The organism is Bacillus sp. CR71 (assembly GCF_003429245.1).
GTDB lineage: Bacteria > Bacillota > Bacilli > Bacillales > Bacillaceae_G > Bacillus_A > Bacillus_A thuringiensis_S.
Map to the genome: position 1 here is coordinate 4,057,439 of NZ_CP031748.1, position 23,395 is coordinate 4,080,833.

A 23,395-nucleotide genomic window follows, 5' to 3' on the forward strand; every position below is an offset into this window, starting at 1 on the left:
GTTACTACATATAGTCTTGCTGTTTCTGTGAGAAATGTAACATTACTGTGAAATTTTTTTCACGAAATAATGAATTTTTCATTTACAAAAAAGAAATGTGCTCTTTACAAATGTATGGTACAATATACGGGAAAAACTCTTTTTACCCTTTATCAACACATTTGAATAAAGGAGACTGAACTTATGGTTACTACATATCTTTTATTTATCGTTGCCTACTTGCTTGGCTCGATTCCATTTGCACTAGTTGTTGGAAAAATTGGCTACGGAATCGATATTCGTGAGCACGGGAGCGGTAATCTAGGCGGAACAAACACATTCCGTACATTAGGGAAAAAAGCAGGTTTTACCGTTACAATTGCTGACATTTTAAAAGGGACATTAGCAACAAGTCTACCAATGATTTTCGGATTAGATATTCACCCACTATGGTTCGGGTTAGCGGCTGTTCTTGGACATGTCTACCCGATCTTCGCGAAATTCCGTGGTGGTAAAGCAGTTGCAACTTCTGCTGGGGTGCTATTATGCTATTCACCAGTTGTTTTTGCAATATTGGCTGTTGTATTTTTCACCCTTTTATTTACAACAAGATACGTATCACTTTCTTCTATGGTAACAGCAGTTGTTGCTGTTATTGCATCCATTGTTAGCGGGGATAAAATCTTCATTATTGCGATGTGTTTATTAGCAGGTATGGTTATTTATAAACACCGTGCAAATATCGGACGAATTATAAATAAAACTGAACCAAAAGCAAACTTTTCAAAAAAGCAAAAATAAGATCGTAACCCACATAACGCAAAAAGAAAACGTGAAGCATATTAATAGCGTCTTTTTGCGTTATTTTTTATACTAAAGAAAAAGCAACATAACTTGGAGGAACTATACATGAATCTTTCCGTAACAAAAGAAGCAGCACAATGGTATAAAAATGAATTAAACTTACAATCAAATGAAACACTACGCTTTTTCGTACAATACGGTGGTTGCAGTACTGTGCAAAAAGGACTTTCTTTAGGTATTCGTAAAGATGATCCTGCACACCCTGCTGTTCAAATTCAAGAAGAAGGTATTAACTTCTTTATTGAAGGCGATGATGAATGGTTCTTCGATGGACATAATTTATCTGTTACACTTCATGAAGGTGACGACTTCCCACAATTTAATTATGAAAAATAAAAAAGCGCGGCTTCTGCCACGCTTTTTTATTTTTTCTTAATTTCCTCATATTTCGCATACCACTCAGGATATAACTTTTTAAATGATACAGGGCGGAACCCTTCTTTTTTCGCACAAATATTCGTCGTACTTGCAGTAATACAAAGATCACCATCACCATTATATATTTCATATCCATATACAACGCGAAGCGGGCTCACAGTATCGACCCATGTTTTTACGATTGCCTTTTCTCCATAACGCATCGCTTTACGATATGAAATTTGTAAATCTAACACAGGAGAAATAATTCCTTCTTTCTCCATTTCAACATATGAAAAACCTAAATCTTGTATAAGTTTCGTGCGACCTAACTCAAGCCACACTAAGTAGTTTGAATGGTAAACAACACCCATTTGATCTGTTTCCGCATAACGGATTTCAACTTCATGTTCTGCTACAAACATATGTATTCGCCTTCTTTCACTTCTGCTACCTTGCATACATTTAATCATAATACAGTAACATCAAAAATAAAATAAAAACAGTGAATCTTTTACTGAAAGGAGCCAGCATATGATTCAAATTGTAACTGTTCGTAGTGGTGATAGCGTATATAGCTTGGCATCAAAATATGGATCAACACCTGACGAAATAGTAAAAGACAATGGACTAAATCCAGCTGAAACGCTCGTTGTTGGTCAGGCACTTATCGTTAATACGAAAGGAAATAATTATTATGTACAGCCTGGTGACAGCCTATATCGAATTTCTCAAACATATAATGTCCCCCTCGCTAGTTTAGCTAAAGTTAATAATTTATCTTTAAAATCTATTCTCCATGTCGGACAACAATTATATGTACCAAAAGGCACAAAACGAGCTGTAGAATCCATCGCTTATTTACAACCTTCAACTATACCGATTAAAGAGAGTTTAGTTAATGCGACACGCGCCATCAATCCATTTTTAACATACTTAGCCTATTTTAGTTTTGAGGCAAAAAGAGATGGCACATTAAAAGAACCTACTGAAACAGCTAAAATTGCTAATATTGCAACGCAAGGTAAAACAATCCCTATGCTCGTTATTACAAATATTGAAAATGGTAATTTCAGTGCCGATCTAACATCAGTTATTTTACGCGACGCAACGATTCAAAACAAATTTATTACTAACATTTTGCAAACAGCTGAAAAATATGGCATGCGAGACATTCATTTCGATTTCGAAAGTGTAGCACCTGAAGACCGCGAGGCGTATAATCGCTTTTTACGAAATGTAAAAACACGCTTACCTAGTGGGTACACATTGAGCACAACTCTCGTACCGAAAACAAGTTCCAATCAAAAGGGCAAATTTTTCGAAGCTCATGATTATAAAGCGCAAGGGCAAATTGTTGATTTCGTCGTCATTATGACATATGACTGGGGATGGCAGGGCGGGCCACCGATGGCGATTTCTCCTATCGGTCCAGTGAAAGAAGTACTTCAATATGCAAAATCTCAAATGCCTCCACAAAAAATTATGATGGGGCAAAATTTATACGGGTTTGATTGGAAACTTCCATTTAAACAAGGAAATCCACCTGCAAAAGCAATTAGCTCCGTCGCAGCTGTTGCACTAGCTCGTAAATATAATGTTCCTATTCGTTATGATTTCACAGCCCAAGCTCCTCATTTTAATTATTTTGATGAAAACGGCGTGCAACACGAAGTTTGGTTTGAAGATTCACGGTCTGTTCAAAGTAAATTCAATTTAATGAAAGAACAAGGTATAGGTGGTATTAGTTACTGGAAAATCGGTTTACCATTCCCGCAAAATTGGCGTTTACTCGTTGAAAATTTCACGATTACGAAAAAGGGCTGACAAAAGTCAGCCCTTTTTTTCATATTACTGCTAAAAACTCATCTTTCATTTCCTCACAAAAAAGAAGAATGATAACATTCTCCTTTTTAACCGTTATCAACAATCGGTTGTTTACCTGTTTGATCTTGCATTTGCTTTCCTTTATTTCCACCAGCTTTTTTCGATTGTGTTCCAATATGATTTGGTGCAAAGTCTTTTGAATTTTTTTTCGGATTACCCATTACTATCGCCTCCTTAACACTAGTATCGTACTAGTGTTAAGAATTATTCAGCTTGCTTAAAAAGTTTCATTTCATAACGTTTTTCGATGCGCTCTTCAATGCGATCAATTGCATCACGATCGCTTAATAATTGTTGTTTATTTTCATTTACAAGTTCTTCAAACGATTTACGGCGACTTCTTCTCATGTTGTTCACCCTCTCTCCTTCGCTTTCTTATTACATAGTATGAGCAAACGAAAAACTCTTTAATCAGATTTGTAAGAAAATTTTATGTTTTAGTACTCCTAAAAAAACTCCGTGTACAATATATTGCACACGGAGTTTTTCATACCATAATATTTAAATACTCTTTCAACTTTTCATCTGCATTCATTTCATTTTCTTTATAATCATGAAGCGCCTGTAACACAAAATCATACTGTTCTAAAATATAACTTTCTAATTTCATAACATCCTCTAAGCTATTAAGCATAATTCTCGTATTACCAACTTCACTTTTTAACGCTGGTTCACATTTTAAGCTTGTACATATTTCTTTCACATCATCTTCTAATATTTCTGTTAATACATATTTCTTTCGCCCTTTTACCTTTACTCTCATAACTGGATAAAAAGCTTTTATATCTAAATAACTTCCTACATTCATACAACGTAGCCATTCTACATTACGTTTATTACATACAAGCATTTCTTTCACCGCTTCGTATACCGCAGTTTCATCAAGCACAGCCTTATTTACTTTTCGGTTCCCTTCTTCTTCAATAGCTGCACACTTTTGATAAACAGCGGCACACGTAATACAATCGTCAAATGCATTATGAGAACTTAAACGAATGCCAAGCATTCGCTTTAACGTTTCAAGTTTATGATTAGGCGCATGCTTCATGTATTTCTTCGCTAAAAATACAGTATCAATTACTTTATTTTTAGGTTCAGGTAGCCCTAGCATATTTACATTACTTTTCAAAAAGCGCATATCAAAAGAAGCATTATGGGCCACAATAACATTTGTATGTAAAAATGCTAAAAATAAAGGTAACACTTCTTCAATCGTCGGTGCATCTGAAACGCGATAATTAGTAATACCTGTTAAACTCGTTATTCGGTCCGGAATTGGCCGCTCTGGATTCACGTATGAAACAAATTGATCTACTAATTCATGATTACGATATTTCACTGCTGCAACTTGAATAATTTTATCATTATAAGGGTTAAATCCTGTTGTTTCAAAATCAATTACAACATAATCTAACGGTAAGGATACATTCCCCACTCCATACACTCCTTTATCTCTAAACGTTTATATTTCTTACATCATATCATGAAGTTATTACTACTTGAAAAAGAAAAGGCAGAAATGGGAACTCTCCACCTCTACCTTTTCACCATTATTTTAATTTAGCAACTCTTTTCTCCATCTCTTTTTGCGTCATCGGCCCAATAAACTTATCTTGAATGACACCTTTTGTATCTATAAAATACGAAGTTGGAATCGTAATTACTTTATACGCTGTTGTCACATCAATGTTCTTGTCCAATAAAATAGGAAAAGTAATTCCTTTTTCTTTAACAAAATTGCTTACCTTTTCTACTCCCCCACCTTTTTCTGAAGGCGTATAATTTATTGCTAAAATTTCTACGTTCTCTTTATGTTCTTTATAGAAAGCTTCCATATCCGGCATTTCTTGCTGACATGGTCCACACCACGTTGCCCAAAAGTTTAAAATCACTTTCTTTCCTTTTAAATCCGATAACTTTACATTCGTTCCATCTAACTTCGTTAATTCAAAGTTTGGCGCACTCTTCCCTATTTCGATACCATTACTTGCAATCATCTCTTTCATAGCAGCTTCACTTTTTTCTTGCTCCCCTTGTACCGCCTGATCTTTTTTACCAAATTGTTCATAAGCTGCATATCCCGCTAAACAAAGTAACACTACAATAATCGTAAGCTTCCGCCACATTTTATATCACCCTAACGTATTTATCTTCTTATTAACCTAATTACCCAAATACTATATACCTTATTTTAGCTTATACGGACGAGCTTGGAAATATTCACAGTCGAAATAATTAGAATATTCTTATTTAAAGTGAAATTTTTTCCTTTTTATCATATAATTAGAAAAATAAATGAAGTGTTGCTTATCTTCTTATGGACCCATTCACCTTTTTACTCTCGTAGTTATAAACCTACAACAAAAGGGGGATTTTTTATGAATTCATTCGAAAAAACAACATTATATATTCTTAGTTTTCTTTTATACCCAGTCGGTATTATTACATGGATCATTTCACTCTTTAGTAAAGACCTTAAAAAAAAGAAAGTAGGGCGTATTTGTCTCTACGTCTCTCTAGTCTCATTCGTCCTTTTCTTAATTCTTGGAATTGCCACTTTCCTTACGACCGCTACCTTTAACGTTGATCTGAATCATTCAGAATCTATCGAGTATCAAATAAATGATGCTGAATAAAGATAAGAGCAGTACTCTTATCTTTATTCACATCACTTGCAAAACGAATGACTATTTATTAATTTTTTAGGACTTCCACATGCAACAATACGTCCTTCTTTCATTATGACAACACGATCTGCTAGTATCGCTTTCTCTACATCATGTGTTGCCACAATTCTCGTGACCTCTCTTCCTAATCCTTCTATCATATTCCAAATAGTTTCTTGGTTGCTCGGATCTAATCCCGCAGTTGGTTCATCTAAAATAATAAGATTCGGATTTGAAACAATGGCACGTAATAATGCAAGACGTTTTCTTTCCCCCCCCGAAAACTCTTCACCGCTTTTATGTAGTACAGTTTGAAGCCCTTCCGATAAACCTCTAATTATCGGCTTCACATTTACAAGCTCAATATTTTTTTCTAACTGATTTTCTAAACCCTCTTCCTCGAAATACATATTCTCTTTTACTGTCGTCCGAAAGAAACGAGGTTCTTGCCACACTGTAGTCATACGAGCCTCATCACCATAATAAACAATGTTACCATTAGATGGTTTATACAACCCTGTCATTAATTTTAAAAGCGTTGTTTTTCCTGCGCCACTTTCTCCTACAATAATAACGAGTTCACCTGGATTAATTTGCAAATCAATATTATGAATTCTGCATTTCTCTTCATCATTCTCCTGAAATGAAACATTTGTTACTGTCATCCCCATCGCTCTTTCTACCTTACTATCTGCCACTCGTTTATCTAAAAAGGAAAAAATTCTATTTGCCGAAGCGACTGCAACTTGTGTCATCATTAATAAATCGCCAACGTAACGGACTGGAAAAAAGAGCATTTCAATTGTGGCTAACACGGCAACAATTGAGCCAACTTCCATTTCTCCCTTCATTATTTTTTGCGCGCCTATAATGAGAACAACGATATATGCCCCTGTTTCAATCACTGTTCCAACTACTCCAATGCAGTGTTGCATCATCGTCTTCTTTACTTCCGATTTATAAGATTGTGCCGTTACTCCTTTAAATAAGCGAATAGCCCATTTTTCTTTTTGTAAACTACGTAAATCTTGTATACCCTTTACAAACTGTGACACCATCTCTACAACACTCGATTGATTTTTTTGAGCAACGCTTGCAATATCTCTTACCTTTTTTCCCATCAGTATTGGAACAATTGTACTTAAAAATAAAAACGGAGTTACCCACAATATAAACTGTATATCTATATGTTGTAGTGCTATGAAAGCTCCAATAAATTGGGCAATAGCGTGTATATACTCTATTAATATAAAGCCATATAATCTGATCCAGTTCGGAATATCAGATACGACCCAAGTTTCTAACTCCCCTTGCTTGATCTTCTCACTCTCTTCAAACGGTAATGAGAAATAGTGACGCAATAATTCTATACGTTTCGTTTGTAATATACGTTGACTCGCTTTTGAACTTATATAATCAAATAAAAGATTGTTCGTCCACATTAAAAAGCGAATACCCGCAAACAAAGCTATATATAAATACGCACCTTTTAGCTCCCTTTGAATAAGATTGTCTACAATTAATCCCATGAAAATTGGGCGTGATAAATTTAAAATGGCAGCAATTATCCCACTACATACAGCTGCCATTACTAATATTTTCTCTTTTCGTAACGGCCACAATATTCTTTTATATTCTTTCATGACGTTCCCTCCACTTTTCGTAGTAAAAAGAAAGGGATGAAACCATATGGTTTCATCCCTTTCCATAAAATAAGGAAGCTAACTATTGTTAGCTTCCTTATTTTTCATTTCAATTATTTAGTTTGACACTTTTGACTCTTCGATTTTCTCACGAAGAACCATTTGCAGAATACCACCGTGACGGTAGTAGTCAATTTCTACTTCACTATCGAAACGAGCTACTACTTCAAATTGTTTTTCGTTGCCATCTAAATCAGTTGCAACTACTTTTACAAGATCGCGCGGTCTAACTGTTTTGTCAATTTGAATTTCAAATGACTCGTTACCAACAAGACCTAACGTTTCAGCACTTTCGCCATCTTTAAATTGAAGTGGTAATACACCCATTAATACTAAGTTACTGCGGTGAATACGTTCGAAGCTTTCTGCGATTACTGCTTTAATACCTAATAAGTTAGTACCTTTCGCAGCCCAGTCACGAGAACTTCCCATACCGTAATCTTTACCAGCAACAACTAGAAGACCTGTTCCATCTTCTTTATATTTCATAGCAGCATCATAGATTGATGTTACTTCACCAGTTGGCCAATATGTTGTATATCCACCTTCTGTTCCTGGTGCGATTTGGTTTTTAATACGGATGTTTGCAAATGTACCACGCATCATAACTTCATGGTTACCACGACGAGAACCGTAAGAGTTAAAGTCAACTGGTTGTACGCCGTTTTCTAATAAATAGCGTCCAGCTGGTGTGTGCTTACCAATTGAACCTGCTGGTGAAATATGGTCTGTTGTTACAGAATCACCAAATTTACCAACTATGCGTAAACCTGATAACGTTTCAACTTCACCTGGCTCTTTAGATAAACCTTCAAAGAATGGTGGGTTTTGAATGTATGTTGAATCATTATCCCAAGTATATAAAGCTTCGTTTGAAGTTTGGATTTCATTCCAACGCTCATTGCTGTTAAATACTTGTGCATATTCTTTCTTGAACAATTCAGATGTAACAACGCTTTGAACTACATCTTCAATTTCTTTAGCTGATGGCCAAATATCATTGAAGTAAACAGCATTGCCATTTGCATCTTTACCGATTTCATCATTTTTCAGGTCAATATCAACAGTACCTGCAAGTGCATATGCCACAACAAGTGGTGGTGATGCTAAGTAGTTTGCTTTTACAAGAGGATGAATACGACCTTCAAAGTTACGGTTACCAGATAAAACAGATGTTACTAGTAAGTCGTTTGCTGCGATTGATTCTTCTAATTCTGGCGCTAATGGACCAGAGTTACCGATACAAGTCGTACAACCGTAACCAACTGTTTGGAAACCTAATTGATCTAAATATGTTGTTAAACCGGATTTATCTAAGTACTCAGTAACAACTTTAGATCCTGGTGCTAATGATGTTTTTACGTACTCAGGTACTACAAGTCCTTTTTCAATTGCTTTCTTCGCAACTAGACCTGCTCCAATTAATACGTATGGGTTTGATGTATTTGTACAGCTTGTAATTGCAGCGATTGCAATTGCACCTGTTTTCATCGTTACTTCTTTATCTTCTAATGTAACCTTCACTTCTTTATCGAACTCTTGCTCATTAAATCCAAGTCCTTGTGTTCCAACTGGTGCTAAAACAGCTTTGTGGAACGCATCTTTCATATCTGAAAGTGGAATTAAATCTTGTGGGCGTTTCGGTCCAGAAAGGTTAGATTCGATTGTATTTAAATCAATTTCAACAAGATCAGTGTAGATTGGATCTTTACTATCTGCTGTATAGAATAAACCGTTCGCTTTACAGTATTCTTCAACAATACGAATTTGCTCTTCATCTCTACCTGTTAAACGTAAGTATTCTAATGAAATATCATCGATTGGGAAGAATCCACAAGTTGCGCCGTATTCTGGTGCCATATTTGAAATTGTTGCACGGTCAGCTAAAGGCATACTCTTTAGTCCATTACCGAAGAACTCAACAAATTTACCAACTACACCTTTTTGACGTAATACTTGTGTTACTTTTAATGCAACGTCTGTTGCCGTAGTACCACTTGGAAGTGTGCCAGTTAATTTCACACCGATTACTTCAGGTACTGGGAAGTATGAAGGCTGTCCAAGCATTCCTGCTTCTGCTTCAATACCACCAACGCCCCATCCAAGAACGCCGATACCGTTAATCATTGTTGTATGTGAGTCTGTTCCAACTAATGAATCTGGGTATGCAACTAAGTCACCTTCAGCATTTTTCACAGCATGAACAACTGGTGCTAAATATTCAAGGTTTACTTGGTGTACAATGCCTGTAGCTGGTGGAACTGCACGGTAGTTATCAAATGATTTTTGTGCCCAGCTTAAAAATTTATAACGTTCTTCATTACGTTTAAACTCTAAGTCCATGTTGAATGCAAGCGCGTCTGCCGTACCCGCTCTATCAACCTGTACAGAGTGGTCAATTACAAGGTCTACAGTAATTTCAGGATTAATTTTGTCAGGATCCCCACCCATGTCTGCCATTGCTTTACGAAGCGAAGCCAAATCAACAACAGCTGGAACACCAGTGAAATCTTGTAAAATTACACGAGATGGTTTAAATGGAACATCGATATCTTGCACATCTTTCGTTCCCCATTTCGCTAAATTTGTAACATGCTCTTCTGTGATTACACGTCCGTCTACTTGACGAAGTACTGATTCAAGTAAAACTTTCACGGAATATGGTAATTGAGATACGTTGCCAACCCCTGCATTTTCAAGCGCTTTCAAATCATAATAATGATACGTTTTTCCATCTACTTCAAAAGTTGCACGTGATTGAAATGGATTATGTTTGACCATTATGTTTCCCCCCTGTTAAACGTGACTAAGTTGTCTGAATATAAAATGTAGACAAACTTTTCAATACCTTACGATAATATCTTATTACAACTTTCTAAATAAGTAAATAATAAGAAACTTATAGATTATCATAAGTTTTCTTTATGTTTCTAAATTTGAATAGCTTTCATGCTCCTTATGAATACTATTATCATAAAGTAAAGTGCTCTATCAGCGATTTACTTACAGTTCATACATACTATGAACTGCTCATCATTCAACATACAAAAAATGTTATAGAGGTGAAATAAAATGGGTAAAAGAAAAGCAAATCATACTATTTCAGGAATGAATGTTGCATCTGCACAAGGACAAGGAACTGGTTACAATGAAGAATTTGCAAACGAGCCTTTAACTCCAGCAGAGCGACAAAATAATAAGAAACGTAAAAAGAACCAGTAAAGAAAAATCCCAAAAGGTCTATTTTCCTTTTGGGATTTTTTCTAATGTTTATAACGTAGTAATTCCGAAACCGTTACAAATCGATAGCCCTGCTTTTTCAACTCAGGTAAAATTTTTGCTAGCGCTGCTACCGTTTGACTACGATCATTTCCTCCATCATGTAACAATACAATATCGCCACTTTTAGCATTTTTCACTACATGATTTACAATGGATTCAACCCCTGGATCTGCCCAATCACGTGGATCTTGATGCCATGACCATAGAACAGTTTGATAACCAGCTTCTTTCGCTGTTTTAAATACAGCATCGTTAATATATCCACCAGGAGGACGGAATAGCAAAGGTTCTTTCACCCATTTTTCAAAAAATTTCTTTCCATCTAAAATATCATTTTCTAATTTTTCATCTGACGAATTACTCGCATACAAATGATTCATCGTATGATTTCCAATTTCATGTCCCTCTTTTAACACTTGGTTCACTAAATATGGATTGCGCTGAACTCGAAATCCAATCATAAAAAATGTCGCTTCAGCCTTATATTGACGTAATAAATCTAAAACTTGCGGTGTATATGTTGGATCTGGCCCATCATCAAATGTAATTGCAATAATTTTTTCATTATTAGGTACTTCCCATGTTACATAACCAGTTGGTTCTAACTCTTTTCTGAGCAACATTTTCGCTTCCACTTTTTCCACTTGAAATATATGTACTGCGCATAATAAAGAAAAAACTATTAAAAGAATTTTCTGTTTTAACATAACGTTCACTAAAGCAGCAAGGTTGTCGAATAGACAACAACCTCATTTACTTTTCTAATTGATCTACATTTCGCATTATATTTTGGAGATTATTTTCATATTGCTCAAGTTGTGGACGTTGTGTTTCTGAAGCTACCTCTAGTGCATTTTGAATTTGTTCATATGCTTCCTGAACCTCTTGGCGTAACTCTTTTAAATCATGACCATAGTTAGGGTCATTCTTCACAATATTATTAAATGCATTTTCTGCTTGTGTAACTCCTTGCTGTGCCGCTTGAAAGGCTTGTTGCTTATCTTTATGATATGGCATTATATAATCCCCTTTCTATAATAGTTAGTCCCCTTTATCTTTACCTTTTTTTCTAAAAACATTCTTGTATAAAATCGTCAACTTCTCTCATTCTAAAAAGAAAGAGGAGGTGTAACATATAATGAGTAAAAACAATCGTGAATCTAAAGAGAAAAAAGGACAACCTGAGCCATTAAGCGGATCTCATAAAGTAAAAAACCGTAACCATTCACGCCAAAAAAAACATGCACATCATGATATGTAATAAAAAATATTCACATACCGTGCACATTCAACATAAAATGTTTGTATTTCATCATTTATTCTTCACCTCTGTTTCATTCATGCATAACATGATATGAATTGATATTTTACGGAGGGTGTCTTACATGGGCAAGAAAAAGAAGAATTGTCTTTTTCATGTTGATGGTTTCGAAGAATGGATGGATCAATTTTGTTCCGATTCTTATAGTAACTTTAGCTTTCCAAATCAAATTCACATCGACCTTTGCGAAACCGAAGAAGAATATATTTTGGAAACAGATGTACAAAATGTCACTGAACAAAATGTACTCATTAAAAAGTTAGAGACAGGCCTAGCTATATGCATACTTCATAAAAACATTTCCTTACAACGAACAATCCCTTTACCTACTACTATCATTTATAAAAAGATGCTAGCCTGCTTAGAAAACGGATTTTTAGCCATTCATATTTCCAAAAATGAAGTTGCTGATAAGCATGAAAAAAAAGTTCTTTTTTCAAATTAAGAGTTAATATAATATAAACTAAGCCCCAGTTGGTTACTGGGGCTTATGTTATTTCGCATGCATTTCTATATTAGAATTTGCATCATATCTTTTTTTCGATAAACCTTTTGTAACTAAAAGCACAGGAAATGCCACAGTTGAAAATATAGCTAGTGCTGAAAATACTACAAACCCATTTTGGTAGCCGTAGTAATCGAGAAGTACTCCTCCAAACCACGGACCTATTACTGCTCCAATTCCCGAAAAGCCCATCGCACCGAAGTATGTTCCTTTTAGATGCGCAATAGCAATATCATCAATAAATACATCCGTCATCGAAAACATTAAGACTTCTCCAATTGTAAAAATAATTGTACAAACGGCAGCACTTAGCATAGATTCTACTATTCCAAAGCCAAATAATCCTCCGCTTACAAATAAAGTCCCCACCATAATTGATGTTAACGGTGTATACTTTTTGCACATTTGAATAACAGGGTATTGGATAATCACTACAACAATCGCATTTAAAGCTAACATATATGAAAATAATTTCACTCCATCCTGAAATATATGTGCATTTGCAAAATATTGAGATACTGTTGTCGTTAAGTGAGAAAAACCACAATTACTCAAAATAATACCGACTAAAGCAACTAAAAATACGACATCCTTTCGCAAAATGCGAATTGCATTTAACATTGTGACAGGTTTTTCTGTATTTATTTTCTTTTTTTCAATTGGATACTTCTTAAATTGGAATGCTAATATAGCTGTATATAGAATGTACACTCCAGCTGCTACTAAAAAAGGAATTGTAGATTTTGCGCTTCCAATCTGTAATCCGACAAGAGGGCCAATCGCCACTCCAACATTGATTGCACCGTAACGCAAATTATATACGAGTAAACGATACTCTGGTTTCGTTAAATCTGATAATAATGCTCTTGATGTTGGCTCAAAAAACGACCTACATAATCCATTTAAAGCGTTTAATAAAAAGAAACTTAAAACATGATCCGCAAGTGAAAAACCTATAAACACAAAAATCCAAACGATCATGGACCAGAGCATAATCGTTTTCCGGCCAAATCGATCTGATAAATTCCCTCCGATAAAACTAGCAAAAACACCAACAAGTGCACTCGTTCCGATAATAGCACCTGTCATTCCAGCTGATACACCTTTAACAGTCGTTAAATAAATTGCTAAAAAAGGAATGCTCATTGACGTGGCGAACCTCGCAAATAAAGTCCCTATTATAATTGTCATTCCTAACGGATGAATATTTTGTAACTTCCCCTTCATCACTAAACCTACTCTCCCCGTTCTTACATAAAAAAAAGAAAGCAAAGGATCTGCTTTCTTTTCCTTTTTCTATACTTGAGCTGTTGATACCCGAGTTGTTCTCGTTATGTCCATATCAATTCCATATGTGAACTGTAATTCTTTACACACATCTTTAATTAAGATTGCGACATTATACTTTTCATTAAATTGTAAAACTATGTTTTCTACTTCTTCATATGTATACTTATATTCCCCTGTAATGACACTTTTTAAATCAAAGCATTCATTTATACAAAGTTGCACAAGTAGCTGGTCATATTTCTCTATTACATCTTCTTTCTTCCACAGTAACTCTTTTACATATAACCGATCAAACTTCACACTTTCTCGATTACAATCCGTTAAAATCCGGGTCATTTCATTTAATTCTCGATACAATTCAGAAATATTTTTACTTAAACTAAGAAGTTTATCTACGCCGTTTTCATATAACATATTCATTCCACCCCCGCATTTTCTTTTTCTTATTATAGCAAGAAAATTCTAAAAATAGTTTCTTTCTTCTGAAATATTAGGAAACTAATTTCAATTGCTTTACAATGAAACTAGTGAACGCGAAAGGGGAAAGAAAATTGGAGCAAAAATTATATTACACTGACGCTTATAAGCAAGACTTTACTACAAAAATTATAAAGCAAGATTATGATAAAGACGGTAACTTATACGTCGTTTTAAACGAGACCGCATTTTATCCGACAGGTGGCGGACAACCGCATGATACTGGCACATTAAATGATATCGATGTAATCAATGTAGAAGAGATACATGGGGAAATTCGTCACTTCATTGTAGAAAAATTACATACAGAAGAAGTAGAAGGTAAAATCAATTGGGAGCGCCGTTTTGATCATATGCAGCAACATGCGGCTCAGCACATTTTATCTGCTGCTTTTTGGGATCATTTTAACATACCTACGATTGGATTCCACCTTGGTAAAGAAACGGTAACAATTGATTTAGAAATAGAAAATCTTCATACAGAAACGGTTGAAAAAGCAATAAACATTGCCAACAAAATTGTTTTCGAAAACCATCAAATCCATATCGAATGGATGAACTTAGAAAAAGCGAAAACATTCCCCCTTCGTAAAGAACCGACTATAACAGAAAATATACGGGTTGTTATTATCGAAAACTTTGACTACAACGGCTGTGGTGGAACGCATCCGAAACGAACTGGTGAAGTTGGTCCTATTCAAGTACTAGGATGGGAGCGCAATAAAGGTGGTATACGCTTAACGTTTATCGCTGGTTGGCGTACACTTAAATTAATGGGACAACAGCAACAAATTATGAAAGATGTTTCTAAACAATTAAACAGTAGCGAGAGTGATATCCCAGCAAAAGTAGCACAACTTCTTACTTCTCAAAAAGAAAATGAAAAAGCAATACAAACAATGAATGAAAAATTATTATTTGCAGAGGCAAATGAACTACTTCTACAGCCCATAAAAATTCATGCTGACATACTTATTTCTAAAGTATTTACAAATCGTTCTATGCAAGAAATCGCAAAGCTTTCCGCTATTATTACAGAACAACAAGAGCATGCAATTACGTATTTCGTCATCGAAAATGATGACAAACTACAATGTATTCTCGCTTGCGGAAAATCAGTATCACTCGATATGAATGCTCTTTTAAAAGACGCTCTTCCTACAATCGAAGGAAAAGGTGGCGGAAATAAGAAGAGTGCTCGCGGTGGCGGGAGAGCAATTATGAGCGGAGATGAATTTTTAAATCAGCTTGTTTCTTCTTTACAGTCGGCGGTGTAAAGCATTTTTAGTAAGGATAGCTAACAGCTATCCTTACTCTATACTTACAAACCAATATTTTGTTTCAAGCCTTGATAACTCCCTGCACTTGCAAAACCTTCACTTATAAGAGTGATAAAAGTTTCCGAAAAACCATATTGACTTAAATCTTTAATCGGTACCATTTGCACATCATGAATTGGATTATGATCAAATTCATTAGAGGGTAACATAATTTCCCCTGTAAGCTTTTCAAGTAGAAATGTAATATGTAATAAAGATAGACTGGCATCCGGTTTATCACAAACATAGAGTAGCTTCTTAATTTTAACTTCTAATCCCGTTTCTTCTCTCATTTCTCTAATCATCGCCTCTTCTAACATTTCACCATTCTCCACTCTTCCTCCAGGTAAAGACCAATTCCTATTAGCAACTTTTTGCTTTACTAGCAATAATTTTTCACCTTCAATTAAAATTCCCGTAACACGAACTTGCATTACATTTTCCATATGTAATCTCCTCTTCCCATTATATTTACAAATTACCCCTTCCATAAAAAGAACGTACGTTTTATAATTGAAGAAAATTATGGAAGAAAGTAGTTGTTACATTCATGCGTCCACCTTTAACAAAGTCTATATCACTTGAAGATTTCCAAAACTATTATTGGTTAAAAGCAGAACTCCAAACATTTTGTCGTGAGAATGGGTTGCCAGCTAGCGGCTCTAAGATTGAAATAACCGATTGTATCTCACATTATTTAACTACGGGGAAAGTCTTAAAAAACAGCTCTGGGCAAAAAGTGCGTAAAGCTTCCCTCTCTTATAAAGACCTTTCTCTTCAAACGATTATTACTAACAATCACCGCTGTAGCGAAGATGTTCGTGCTTTTTTCAAAGAAAAAATCGGAACAAACTTCCGCTTTACAGTAGCTCTTCAAAAATTTTTCAAAGAGAATGTTGGAAAAACATATGAAGACGCGGTAGCTTTTTGGCATGAAGAAAACGAACGAAAAAAAGACCCTACATACAAAACAACTATCGGTGCACAATTTGAATACAATCGCTTTACTCGTGACTTTTTCGAAGATCCAAATAATAAAGGGAAAGCAAAAGCTGATGCGATTGCTGCTTGGAACGAAATGAAAGCGAAGCCTGGTAGCAATATTTATGTTCCTCAAAAAGTAGAAAACTAGTTACCTCGCTAGTCTTCTACTTTCTCAAATAATAGCGCAATCCCTATCCCGCCTCCAATTCCTAATGTAGCAATTCCATATTTCATAGACTCTCTTTGTGCCTGATAAAACAAACGTGTTACAAGCATAGCACCAGATGCACCGTACGGATGACCGAGCGCAATTGCTCCACCATTTACATTTACTTTTTCGTACGGAATTTGTAACTCTTTTGCGCAAGCAACAACTTTTGAGGCGAATGCTTCATTTATTTCAAAATAATCGATGTCCTCTACTTTTACATTCATTTCGTTTAATAATTTGTTCACCGCAAATATCGGACCAGTCCCTGGAAGCTTGGGATCCACTCCCACTACAGCACTACGAACGAAACGAAGGACAGGTTTATAACCTAACTTTCGGGCTTGTCCCTCTTCCATTACAAGAACGGCACATGCTCCATCATTTACACCGCACGAATTACCTGCCGTTACTGTTCCATTTTGTAAAAATGCGGGCTTTGTTCTTTTAATGATTCGTTCATAATTCATTTCTAGCTTTATAGATTCATCTAATAATCCATTAAAAGAAAATATTTCATCATGTATATATCCTTTTTCTAACGCTTGCAGTGTCCGCTTATAACTAAGACAAGCATACTCGTCTTGCATTTCTCTCGTTATGTTATAACGCTCCGCAACATATTCAGCCGCTACTCCCATGTCAGGATCACCAATTGTTTCAGGTGAAAATCGTGCTCTTTTTTGAAAAGGTGACGTACTTGTACTCTCTACTCCCCCGGCGATATAACACTTACCTGCCCCGCCTTGAATGAGATGACACGCAGTTCGAATTGCTTCTAAACCAGCACCACATTGCCGATCAATCGTTACACCAGGAATATGATAGCCAAGTCCCGCCTCTAAAGCAGATAGTCTCGCAATATTCCCTCCTGGCCCCACAATATTCCCTAACATGACATCGTCTATTTCTCTCTCAATCCCTTTACTTAAAAACGTAAGAAGCGGCGTTACTAATTGCTGAACTTCATACTCTTTTAACATCCCATTCTTCTTACCGATAGGTGTTCTTTTCGCCTCTACAATAACTGCTCTATTCATATATTTTCTCCCGGTTTTCAATCATACTTTTTGCTTCCATACGAGCGATTTTCCCACTATTTGTATAAGGTATTCCATCTACAAAATGCCATTCTTTCGGTATTTTAAAAGAGGATAATCTCTGTAAGCAAAAACTCTTTAATTGTTGTTTCGTAGCACTTCCTTTTACGATCGCGAGGGGCTTTTCACCCCAGTAACTATCTTTCACACCAATTACAACTATTTCATCAACAGCTGGGTGTTCATGTAATACACTTTCTATTTCTTCTGGATAAATATTGATTCCTCCAAATAAAATCATATTCTTCTCTCTACCAACAATATATATAAAGCCTTCTTCATCTTCATAGCCTACATCTCGCACTGTCATCCAGCCTTCTGCATTCAACTCCCGTGTTAAAACCCCATCTATTATGTATCCCATAAAAAACTGATCACTTTTCACATAAACAGTTCCTATTTCACCTTTTTGTACTTCTTCGCCTGCTTCATTACATATTCGAACTTGCACATTATGACAAGGTTTTCCTACTGAATTTGGCCTTCTTTCGCTTTCTGCATCGACTAGTGCTGTTACAAAACTTAACTCTGATGCACCATAAAATTCATATCTTTTCGCATAAGGAAATATATTCTTTATTTTTTCTTTCGCTTCAGCTTCCCATTTCGCTCCTGACGAAATAATTTTCACTTTATTTTCTATTACTCTATTTTCTTTATATAAAGATTCTAGCATTGTCGGAACTGTATACATGACCGAAACGTGTTCCGTTTCTAACTTATCCAGCACTTGATCTGGAATAAACTTTTTCATAATATGCACCGTTTGCCCTACATATAATGCACTTATTGCGCCGTATAAAAAAAGAGAATGAACGAGCGTCCCAGCTATTAAAATAGAATCTTCTTTTTTCATATGAAAGTCATGTATATTGCAATCAAAACTATGAACCCACGATTGTTGTGCACGTAAAAATGCTTTCGCCTTCCCAGTCGATCCCGATGTAAATCCCATATAAAACGGAGCATGTTGTACATCTTTTACAGGGGCATATGCAGGCAGATAGTTCTCTATCATTCTTCTCCACTCATCAATTTCAATTACTTTTCCTTCTTCATCCGGTAGATCATTTACCTTATATCGCTCTGTCACAATCATAGCTGGGTTACTGATCGCAATTCTTTCTTTGAGCTCATCCTCTTTCCACTTTATATCTAACGGCACACAAACCCATCCAGACATCGCAGCCCCAGCAAATAGTTGTAAAAACTCCATACTATTTTCTAATACAATTGCTATCGTTTTATTCTTCGATTCTTTTTCATTCAACCAGTTTGCTACTTTACATACTGACTCAAACCACTCTTTATATGTTAATACTCGATCATTTTCCTTTATTGCTATTTTACTTGATAGTAAAGAGGCATACTTTTTATATTCTTTTGTAATCCCCATTTGAGACGTCCTTTCTTTACAAAATAATAAAAAGAAACACGCAATGAACGTGTTTCTTCTCTTTCTTATCCCGCATTTGTATATTTCCCACTCTTTAGAGCAGGCGTAATAATATGTTTCAATGAACGATGTAATTTCGTTACAAGAATTGCTGCTATAATCGCTTTTATGCAATCACCTGGTAAAAATACGACACTCACTTTCATCGTCTGCCATATAGAAATATCCATTACGAATGCTTGTACAATGATACCAAATACATAAACTACGAAAATACCACCAATTATATTAATGCATAATACTTTTATAATAGAAACTTCACGTAAACGCTCAATTAAATAACCAATAACAAATGCTCCTACAATATAACCAAGTAAATATCCTGCGCTTGGCCCAACAAATATACCTGGACCACCTCGTCCACCTGCAAGTAATGGTGCCCCAACTCCAACAATAAGTAAGAAAATAAGCTGACTTAACGCACCAAGACGTGATCCTAACAATCCACCAGCAAGCATAACACCGAGTGATTGTAATGTAATCGGAACTGGTGTAATAGCAAGAGCAATTGGAGGTATTAACCCTAACACTCCCATAATAGAACTAAATAAAGCGACGAAAACTAAGTTTTTTGTATTCATATTTGCTTCTCCTATTTGTAAACTTAAAATGATTTTTAGATAACATATTATAGGAGTTATATTATCTTTCTATTTAGTATTTGTCAACTTATTTTAAATATAGGTTTACAATTATTTTTTCAATTATTTCTCCTTATGCAAATGCTCAAGTTCTTTCCGAAGCGCCTGTTTTAAAAACTTCCCAACAGATGTTTTCGGAATTTCCTGCATAAATACAATATCGTCTGGTAACCACCACTTTGCAAACTGTGGTTTTAAAAATTCATATAGTTCTTCTTTTGTAACAGTACTATTTGCCTTTTGTACAACGCAGGCAACTGGACGCTCTTGCCACTGCGGGTGTGGAACTGCAACAACGGCCGCTTCAAATATAGCATCATGTGCCATTAAAGCATTTTCAAGGTCAACTGAGGAAATCCATTCTCCCCCGCTTTTAATCACATCTTTCGTACGATCAACAATTTTCACGCAGCCTTCCTCGTCAACTGTAACAACATCACCAGTATACAACCAACCGTCTCGGAATCCTTCGACAGTACGATCATCGTTATAATAGCTTTCAGCAATCCAAGGTGCTCGTAAACATAACTCTCCCATCTCAGTACCATCCCACTTCACTTCACCGTTTGTACCGACTACTTTCATCTCTACACCAGGGACAAGATATCCTTGTTTTGAGCGGATTTCTAATTGCTCTTCATATGATAATTCTGTTTCATAACTTTTTAAACGTGCAAGTGTTACGAGTGGGCTTGTTTCAGTCATACCATATGCATGTACGAAAGGAACATTATATTTTTGTTCAAATGCTTTAATAACGCTTTTCGGTGCAGCAGCACCACCGCATAATATTCTCGTTATACTAGATAAATCGTAACTATTATTTTCTAATTCTTGTAATACACCGAGCCAGATTGTCGGCACACCTGCTGCTATCGTTACTTTTTCAGCTTGGATCATCTCTAATAAAATTTTTGGAGTAAACATTGGTCCTGGCAGAACTTGTTTAGTTCCAAACCAAGTAGCTGCAAAAGGAAGTCCCCAAGCGTTCACATGGAACATCGGTACAATTGCCATCGCCGCATCACTTTCCGATAAAGCAGCTGTATCCGCTAAACCGAGTGCCATACAATGCAGTACAGTACTACGATGCGTATATACAACACCTTTTGGATTCCCTGTAGTCGCTGACGTATAACACATACCAGCAGGTGTATTTTCATCAATATCTTTTACAAATTTGAAATTTGGATCGCCTTCTTCTAATAGTTTTTCATAATGATATACAGGTTCTAGCGTAGTATTTGGAAGCTCATCTTTATCAGTCATAATAATGTAGGCTTGTACAGTTGATAATTGTGATTGAATATTTTCAACGAGTGGTACGAGATCTTCATCTATAAGTAGAATGTGATCTTCTGCGTGCTGAATAATGTATGAAATATGTTGAGGAGATAAACGAATATTAATTGTGTGCAAAACAGAAGCAATACCAGGAATAGCAAAATAAGCTTCCACATGTCGATGATGATTCCACGCTAACGTTCCTATACGCTCGCCTTCTTTAATTCCTAATTTTTTTAACGCACTAGAAAGCCTTCTCGTCCTTTCACCTAACTGCTTATACGTTAACGTCGTAACTGTATCATGTGTCCGTGAAACAATTTCTTTCTTTGAAAACAGTTTTTCTGCTCTTTCCATCATAGAACTAATTGTTAGCGGTACATTCATCATCATATTGGTTATATCCCCCTTTAAAGCGTTTTCATTTTTTCGTTTATTATAACAGACTTCTACAAATGATTACGACATTTTTCTGTATTTTCTGAATTATTTCTTTGGAAATAATTCAGAAAATACTAAGAGAAAATATATTAAAATTCCTTCTTACGATATATAAATATCGAAATGAAATAAGAAAATATATATATGATAACGCCAAATGTTGTATATAGAATTGAAACGTATACAGATGAATTTAAATTTGATATTGGAAATTGTTCTATTAGATATCCAATTACACTTTGTAATCCAAAATAAGTAACAAGTCCCCCACATGCGCCTCCAATTGTAATAGCATCAGATTTTTCTGCTCCAAAAACATAGAGAAGCGGATAAGCTATTGCTCCGGCATTAAGAATGATGAACGTCCCTAAAGAAACACTCTTAAATATACCATCATCAATTGGTGTATCTGAAACTAAACCATGTACATAAAATATGCCATACGATAATAAAGTACCAATAATTACAACTAAAAAATAGAAAAGATAGTGACTTTGTACAATATTATTTCTAGTAACCGGTAAAGTAAGTACATATTTTTCATACCCCGACTTACTCTCATATTTAATAACCTCAAGTGCAGGAATTGCAGCAAAAAAGATAATAAACGTAGCAATTAAACGGTACATTGAAGCATCACCAAAATAAAAAACGCATCCGGCTCCTAATATCGCTATTCCCATGAACGTAAAGAAAGTTCGATACACTAGATAATAGTTTGTCAATAATAAACCTTTCATTTATTTTTCACTCCTCGTTAATAAGACACTCATTTCTTCTATCGAGATGGTTCTATGAGCAATATCACTTGGTAATTTATGCACATCTGATACAAGTACATTGAAATAAGAACCATTATTCCTTTTCACCACAACTATATCTTTGTTGATTAAAGTTAGTTGTTCCTCATCAACATCTACAATGGCATAATTGTCCAAAACCTTATCCTTTTCTTCATTCAATAAAATTTCTCCATCTTTTATCACAATAAGGTGACTAGCTATTTTTTCTACATCACTCATAATATGTGAAGAAAGTAATATACCACCATTACTTTTATTCACAAAACTTTTTAATTCCTCTAACACCTCCTCCCTAGATGAAGGATCAAGACCTCCTGTCGCTTCATCTAGAATTAATAATTTTGCATTATGCGACAATGCAACAGCTATAGTTAGTTTCATTGACATTCCACGCGAGAATTTACCTACTTTCTCATTAGTAGGTAAAGAAAAAGTATTAACTAATCGATAAAAATTATCTTGATCCCAAGATTCAAACATCTTTTTAAAAACTTTGTTTAATTGCTTTATCGTAAGATGAGCCGGTAGATTCATAGCATCAAATACGACTCCAATCTTCCCCTTATTCTTGGCATCTTTATTTATATTCTCTTCACCAAATATTTTTACTGTACCGCTATCTTTAGAAATTAATTCTAGTACTGTTTTAAATGTTGTTGATTTACCTGCCCCATTGTCACCAATGAATCCAATAATTGCCCCTGATGGCACATTGAATGTAACATCTTTTAAAACAACGTTGCTTCCAAATGATTTACTTAAATTTTTAATTTCCAGAATGTTTGACATCATTTCACTCCTATCTTAGCTTTTAATAAAATAGATTTT

The 23,395-nt window shown here is 35.3% G+C and carries 27 protein-coding genes; 9 read left to right on the forward strand and 18 right to left on the reverse strand.

What is annotated here, in order from left to right; translation table 11 throughout:
* The first annotated feature begins 183 nt into the window (after positions 1-183).
* Both plsY and DOS87_RS20220 read left to right on the forward strand, forming a co-directional pair.
* The gene (gene plsY, locus DOS87_RS20215; protein WP_000258974.1) at positions 184-780 is read left to right on the forward strand and encodes a glycerol-3-phosphate 1-O-acyltransferase PlsY; all 597 of its coding nucleotides are present in this window, start codon (positions 184-186) and stop codon (positions 778-780) included.
* A 108-nt stretch (positions 781-888) separates the two neighbouring features.
* Positions 889-1,179, forward strand: coding sequence for a HesB/YadR/YfhF family protein (locus tag DOS87_RS20220; RefSeq protein ID WP_001054452.1), 291 nt, complete (start codon positions 889-891; stop codon positions 1,177-1,179).
* 26 nt (positions 1,180-1,205) lie between these two features.
* On the opposite strand, the gene DOS87_RS20225 is transcribed toward DOS87_RS20220, so the two are convergent.
* A complete protein-coding gene (locus tag DOS87_RS20225) occupies positions 1,206-1,625 on the reverse strand; it encodes an acyl-CoA thioesterase (protein ID WP_000495808.1) in 420 nt (139 codons plus the stop codon).
* Positions 1,626-1,734: 109 nt separating this feature from the next.
* Here DOS87_RS20225 and DOS87_RS20230 point away from each other — a divergent pair, with 109 nt between their 5' ends.
* A complete protein-coding gene (locus tag DOS87_RS20230) occupies positions 1,735-3,027 on the forward strand; it encodes a glycoside hydrolase family 18 protein (RefSeq protein WP_000614855.1) in 1,293 nt (430 codons plus the stop codon).
* Between the two features lie 86 nt (positions 3,028-3,113).
* On the opposite strand, the gene sspN is transcribed toward DOS87_RS20230, so the two are convergent.
* The 4 genes from sspN to DOS87_RS20250 form a co-directional block, all read right to left on the reverse strand.
* Complete coding sequence (sspN, locus tag DOS87_RS20235; RefSeq protein ID WP_000527987.1) at positions 3,114-3,248, reverse strand: acid-soluble spore protein SspN; 135 nt, start codon at positions 3,246-3,248, stop codon at positions 3,114-3,116.
* A gap of 43 nt (positions 3,249-3,291) precedes the next feature.
* Positions 3,292-3,435 (reverse strand): FbpB family small basic protein, encoded by a 144-nt coding sequence (locus tag DOS87_RS20240; RefSeq protein ID WP_001254699.1) that lies wholly within the window; start codon positions 3,433-3,435, stop codon positions 3,292-3,294.
* A gap of 139 nt (positions 3,436-3,574) precedes the next feature.
* On the reverse strand, positions 3,575-4,522 hold the full coding sequence (locus DOS87_RS20245; RefSeq protein WP_000528760.1) for a 3'-5' exonuclease: 948 nt from the start codon (positions 4,520-4,522) through the stop codon (positions 3,575-3,577).
* Between the two features lie 115 nt (positions 4,523-4,637).
* On the reverse strand, positions 4,638-5,213 hold the full coding sequence (locus tag DOS87_RS20250; RefSeq protein WP_000269061.1) for a redoxin domain-containing protein: 576 nt from the start codon (positions 5,211-5,213) through the stop codon (positions 4,638-4,640).
* A gap of 252 nt (positions 5,214-5,465) precedes the next feature.
* Here DOS87_RS20250 and DOS87_RS20255 point away from each other — a divergent pair, with 252 nt between their 5' ends.
* Entirely contained in the window at positions 5,466-5,723 is a 258-nt protein-coding gene (locus DOS87_RS20255; protein WP_001083890.1) for a hypothetical protein, read from the forward strand.
* 32 nt (positions 5,724-5,755) lie between these two features.
* Here the strand turns inward: DOS87_RS20255 and DOS87_RS20260 are convergent, their stop codons facing one another.
* Positions 5,756-7,396: an ABC transporter ATP-binding protein gene (locus DOS87_RS20260; protein ID WP_063675597.1), complete on the reverse strand. Its 1,641-nt coding sequence runs from the start codon at positions 7,394-7,396 to the stop codon at positions 5,756-5,758.
* A 117-nt stretch (positions 7,397-7,513) separates the two neighbouring features.
* Positions 7,514-10,237 (reverse strand): aconitate hydratase AcnA, encoded by a 2,724-nt coding sequence (gene acnA, locus DOS87_RS20265; RefSeq protein WP_000238552.1) that lies wholly within the window; start codon positions 10,235-10,237, stop codon positions 7,514-7,516.
* A 291-nt stretch (positions 10,238-10,528) separates the two neighbouring features.
* On the opposite strand from acnA, the gene sspO reads away from it, so the two are divergent.
* Positions 10,529-10,678, forward strand: coding sequence for a small acid-soluble spore protein SspO (sspO, locus tag DOS87_RS20270; RefSeq protein ID WP_000518060.1), 150 nt, complete (start codon positions 10,529-10,531; stop codon positions 10,676-10,678).
* A gap of 41 nt (positions 10,679-10,719) precedes the next feature.
* On the opposite strand, the gene pdaB is transcribed toward sspO, so the two are convergent.
* Together pdaB and DOS87_RS20280 are read right to left on the reverse strand one after the other, a co-directional pair.
* Positions 10,720-11,445, reverse strand: coding sequence for a polysaccharide deacetylase family sporulation protein PdaB (gene pdaB, locus DOS87_RS20275; protein WP_000917689.1), 726 nt, complete (start codon positions 11,443-11,445; stop codon positions 10,720-10,722).
* 46 nt (positions 11,446-11,491) lie between these two features.
* Entirely contained in the window at positions 11,492-11,755 is a 264-nt protein-coding gene (locus DOS87_RS20280) for a hypothetical protein (protein WP_001146295.1), read from the reverse strand.
* 121 nt (positions 11,756-11,876) lie between these two features.
* On the opposite strand from DOS87_RS20280, the gene DOS87_RS20285 reads away from it, so the two are divergent.
* Positions 11,877-11,999: a small acid-soluble spore protein P gene (locus DOS87_RS20285; RefSeq protein WP_000042142.1), complete on the forward strand. Its 123-nt coding sequence runs from the start codon at positions 11,877-11,879 to the stop codon at positions 11,997-11,999.
* A gap of 124 nt (positions 12,000-12,123) precedes the next feature.
* Entirely contained in the window at positions 12,124-12,504 is a 381-nt protein-coding gene (locus DOS87_RS20290) for an Hsp20/alpha crystallin family protein (RefSeq protein ID WP_000516758.1), read from the forward strand.
* A 48-nt stretch (positions 12,505-12,552) separates the two neighbouring features.
* Here DOS87_RS20290 and DOS87_RS20295 read toward each other — a convergent pair whose 3' ends face one another.
* A complete protein-coding gene (locus DOS87_RS20295; protein ID WP_002082353.1) occupies positions 12,553-13,791 on the reverse strand; it encodes an MDR family MFS transporter in 1,239 nt (412 codons plus the stop codon).
* Between the two features lie 69 nt (positions 13,792-13,860).
* On the reverse strand, positions 13,861-14,268 hold the full coding sequence (locus DOS87_RS20300; RefSeq protein WP_000965134.1) for a hypothetical protein: 408 nt from the start codon (positions 14,266-14,268) through the stop codon (positions 13,861-13,863).
* Positions 14,269-14,405: 137 nt separating this feature from the next.
* Between DOS87_RS20300 and DOS87_RS20305 the strand changes: the two genes are divergently transcribed.
* Positions 14,406-15,608 (forward strand): serine-tRNA(Ala) deacylase AlaX, encoded by a 1,203-nt coding sequence (locus DOS87_RS20305; protein ID WP_000435889.1) that lies wholly within the window; start codon positions 14,406-14,408, stop codon positions 15,606-15,608.
* Between the two features lie 44 nt (positions 15,609-15,652).
* On the opposite strand, the gene DOS87_RS20310 is transcribed toward DOS87_RS20305, so the two are convergent.
* Positions 15,653-16,096 carry an NUDIX hydrolase gene (locus DOS87_RS20310; RefSeq protein ID WP_000432582.1) on the reverse strand — a complete coding sequence of 148 codons (444 nt, stop codon included), beginning with the start codon at positions 16,094-16,096 and terminating at the stop codon, positions 15,653-15,655.
* A gap of 104 nt (positions 16,097-16,200) precedes the next feature.
* On the opposite strand from DOS87_RS20310, the gene DOS87_RS20315 reads away from it, so the two are divergent.
* The gene (locus DOS87_RS20315) at positions 16,201-16,782 is read left to right on the forward strand and encodes a DUF6434 domain-containing protein (protein WP_001247749.1); all 582 of its coding nucleotides are present in this window, start codon (positions 16,201-16,203) and stop codon (positions 16,780-16,782) included.
* A gap of 8 nt (positions 16,783-16,790) precedes the next feature.
* Here DOS87_RS20315 and DOS87_RS20320 read toward each other — a convergent pair whose 3' ends face one another.
* The 6 genes from DOS87_RS20320 to DOS87_RS20345 form a co-directional block, all read right to left on the reverse strand.
* Positions 16,791-17,882, reverse strand: a complete 1,092-nt coding sequence (locus DOS87_RS20320) for an acetyl-CoA C-acyltransferase (RefSeq protein WP_001078011.1) — start codon at positions 17,880-17,882, stop codon at positions 16,791-16,793.
* Entirely contained in the window at positions 17,875-19,338 is a 1,464-nt protein-coding gene (locus DOS87_RS20325; protein ID WP_000513181.1) for an acyl-CoA synthetase, read from the reverse strand. The genes DOS87_RS20320 and DOS87_RS20325 overlap by 8 nt, the downstream gene beginning before the upstream one ends.
* A 65-nt stretch (positions 19,339-19,403) precedes the next feature.
* Entirely contained in the window at positions 19,404-19,979 is a 576-nt protein-coding gene (locus tag DOS87_RS20330; protein WP_001093320.1) for a biotin transporter BioY, read from the reverse strand.
* A gap of 123 nt (positions 19,980-20,102) precedes the next feature.
* A complete protein-coding gene (locus DOS87_RS20335) occupies positions 20,103-21,716 on the reverse strand; it encodes a long-chain fatty acid--CoA ligase (RefSeq protein ID WP_098578235.1) in 1,614 nt (537 codons plus the stop codon).
* A gap of 137 nt (positions 21,717-21,853) precedes the next feature.
* Positions 21,854-22,504 carry an ABC-2 transporter permease gene (locus DOS87_RS20340; RefSeq protein WP_086390007.1) on the reverse strand — a complete coding sequence of 217 codons (651 nt, stop codon included), beginning with the start codon at positions 22,502-22,504 and terminating at the stop codon, positions 21,854-21,856.
* Complete coding sequence (locus DOS87_RS20345) at positions 22,505-23,356, reverse strand: ABC transporter ATP-binding protein (RefSeq protein ID WP_086390006.1); 852 nt, start codon at positions 23,354-23,356, stop codon at positions 22,505-22,507.
* Positions 23,357-23,395 lie beyond the last annotated feature (39 nt).

What these genes read in the sequence shown, in the direction of transcription:
- DOS87_RS20345 (WP_086390006.1), bottom strand. Translation starts at nt 23,356, where the DNA reads ATGTCAAACATTCTGGAAATTAAAAATTTAAGTAAATCATTTGGAAGC.
- DOS87_RS20340 (WP_086390007.1), bottom strand. Translation starts at nt 22,504, where the DNA reads ATGAAAGGTTTATTATTGACAAACTATTATCTAGTGTATCGAACTTTC.
- DOS87_RS20330 (WP_001093320.1), bottom strand. Translation starts at nt 19,979, where the DNA reads ATGAATACAAAAAACTTAGTTTTCGTCGCTTTATTTAGTTCTATTATG.
- DOS87_RS20315 (WP_001247749.1), top strand. Translation starts at nt 16,201, where the DNA reads ATGCGTCCACCTTTAACAAAGTCTATATCACTTGAAGATTTCCAAAAC.
- DOS87_RS20295 (WP_002082353.1), bottom strand. Translation starts at nt 13,791, where the DNA reads ATGAAGGGGAAGTTACAAAATATTCATCCGTTAGGAATGACAATTATA.
- sspN (WP_000527987.1), bottom strand. Translation starts at nt 3,248, where the DNA reads ATGGGTAATCCGAAAAAAAATTCAAAAGACTTTGCACCAAATCATATT.
- acnA (WP_000238552.1), bottom strand. Translation starts at nt 10,237, where the DNA reads ATGGTCAAACATAATCCATTTCAATCACGTGCAACTTTTGAAGTAGAT.
- DOS87_RS20260 (WP_063675597.1), bottom strand. Translation starts at nt 7,396, where the DNA reads ATGAAAGAATATAAAAGAATATTGTGGCCGTTACGAAAAGAGAAAATA.
- DOS87_RS20335 (WP_098578235.1), bottom strand. Translation starts at nt 21,716, where the DNA reads ATGATGATGAATGTACCGCTAACAATTAGTTCTATGATGGAAAGAGCA.
- DOS87_RS20285 (WP_000042142.1), top strand. Translation starts at nt 11,877, where the DNA reads ATGAGTAAAAACAATCGTGAATCTAAAGAGAAAAAAGGACAACCTGAG.
- DOS87_RS20280 (WP_001146295.1), bottom strand. Translation starts at nt 11,755, where the DNA reads ATGCCATATCATAAAGATAAGCAACAAGCCTTTCAAGCGGCACAGCAA.
- DOS87_RS20230 (WP_000614855.1), top strand. Translation starts at nt 1,735, where the DNA reads ATGATTCAAATTGTAACTGTTCGTAGTGGTGATAGCGTATATAGCTTG.
- DOS87_RS20300 (WP_000965134.1), bottom strand. Translation starts at nt 14,268, where the DNA reads ATGTTATATGAAAACGGCGTAGATAAACTTCTTAGTTTAAGTAAAAAT.
- DOS87_RS20255 (WP_001083890.1), top strand. Translation starts at nt 5,466, where the DNA reads ATGAATTCATTCGAAAAAACAACATTATATATTCTTAGTTTTCTTTTA.
- DOS87_RS20310 (WP_000432582.1), bottom strand. Translation starts at nt 16,096, where the DNA reads ATGGAAAATGTAATGCAAGTTCGTGTTACGGGAATTTTAATTGAAGGT.
- DOS87_RS20225 (WP_000495808.1), bottom strand. Translation starts at nt 1,625, where the DNA reads ATGTTTGTAGCAGAACATGAAGTTGAAATCCGTTATGCGGAAACAGAT.
- DOS87_RS20320 (WP_001078011.1), bottom strand. Translation starts at nt 17,882, where the DNA reads ATGAATAGAGCAGTTATTGTAGAGGCGAAAAGAACACCTATCGGTAAG.
- DOS87_RS20240 (WP_001254699.1), bottom strand. Translation starts at nt 3,435, where the DNA reads ATGAGAAGAAGTCGCCGTAAATCGTTTGAAGAACTTGTAAATGAAAAT.
- pdaB (WP_000917689.1), bottom strand. Translation starts at nt 11,445, where the DNA reads ATGTTAAAACAGAAAATTCTTTTAATAGTTTTTTCTTTATTATGCGCA.
- plsY (WP_000258974.1), top strand. Translation starts at nt 184, where the DNA reads ATGGTTACTACATATCTTTTATTTATCGTTGCCTACTTGCTTGGCTCG.
- DOS87_RS20220 (WP_001054452.1), top strand. Translation starts at nt 889, where the DNA reads ATGAATCTTTCCGTAACAAAAGAAGCAGCACAATGGTATAAAAATGAA.
- DOS87_RS20290 (WP_000516758.1), top strand. Translation starts at nt 12,124, where the DNA reads ATGGGCAAGAAAAAGAAGAATTGTCTTTTTCATGTTGATGGTTTCGAA.
- DOS87_RS20325 (WP_000513181.1), bottom strand. Translation starts at nt 19,338, where the DNA reads ATGGGGATTACAAAAGAATATAAAAAGTATGCCTCTTTACTATCAAGT.
- sspO (WP_000518060.1), top strand. Translation starts at nt 10,529, where the DNA reads ATGGGTAAAAGAAAAGCAAATCATACTATTTCAGGAATGAATGTTGCA.
- DOS87_RS20250 (WP_000269061.1), bottom strand. Translation starts at nt 5,213, where the DNA reads ATGTGGCGGAAGCTTACGATTATTGTAGTGTTACTTTGTTTAGCGGGA.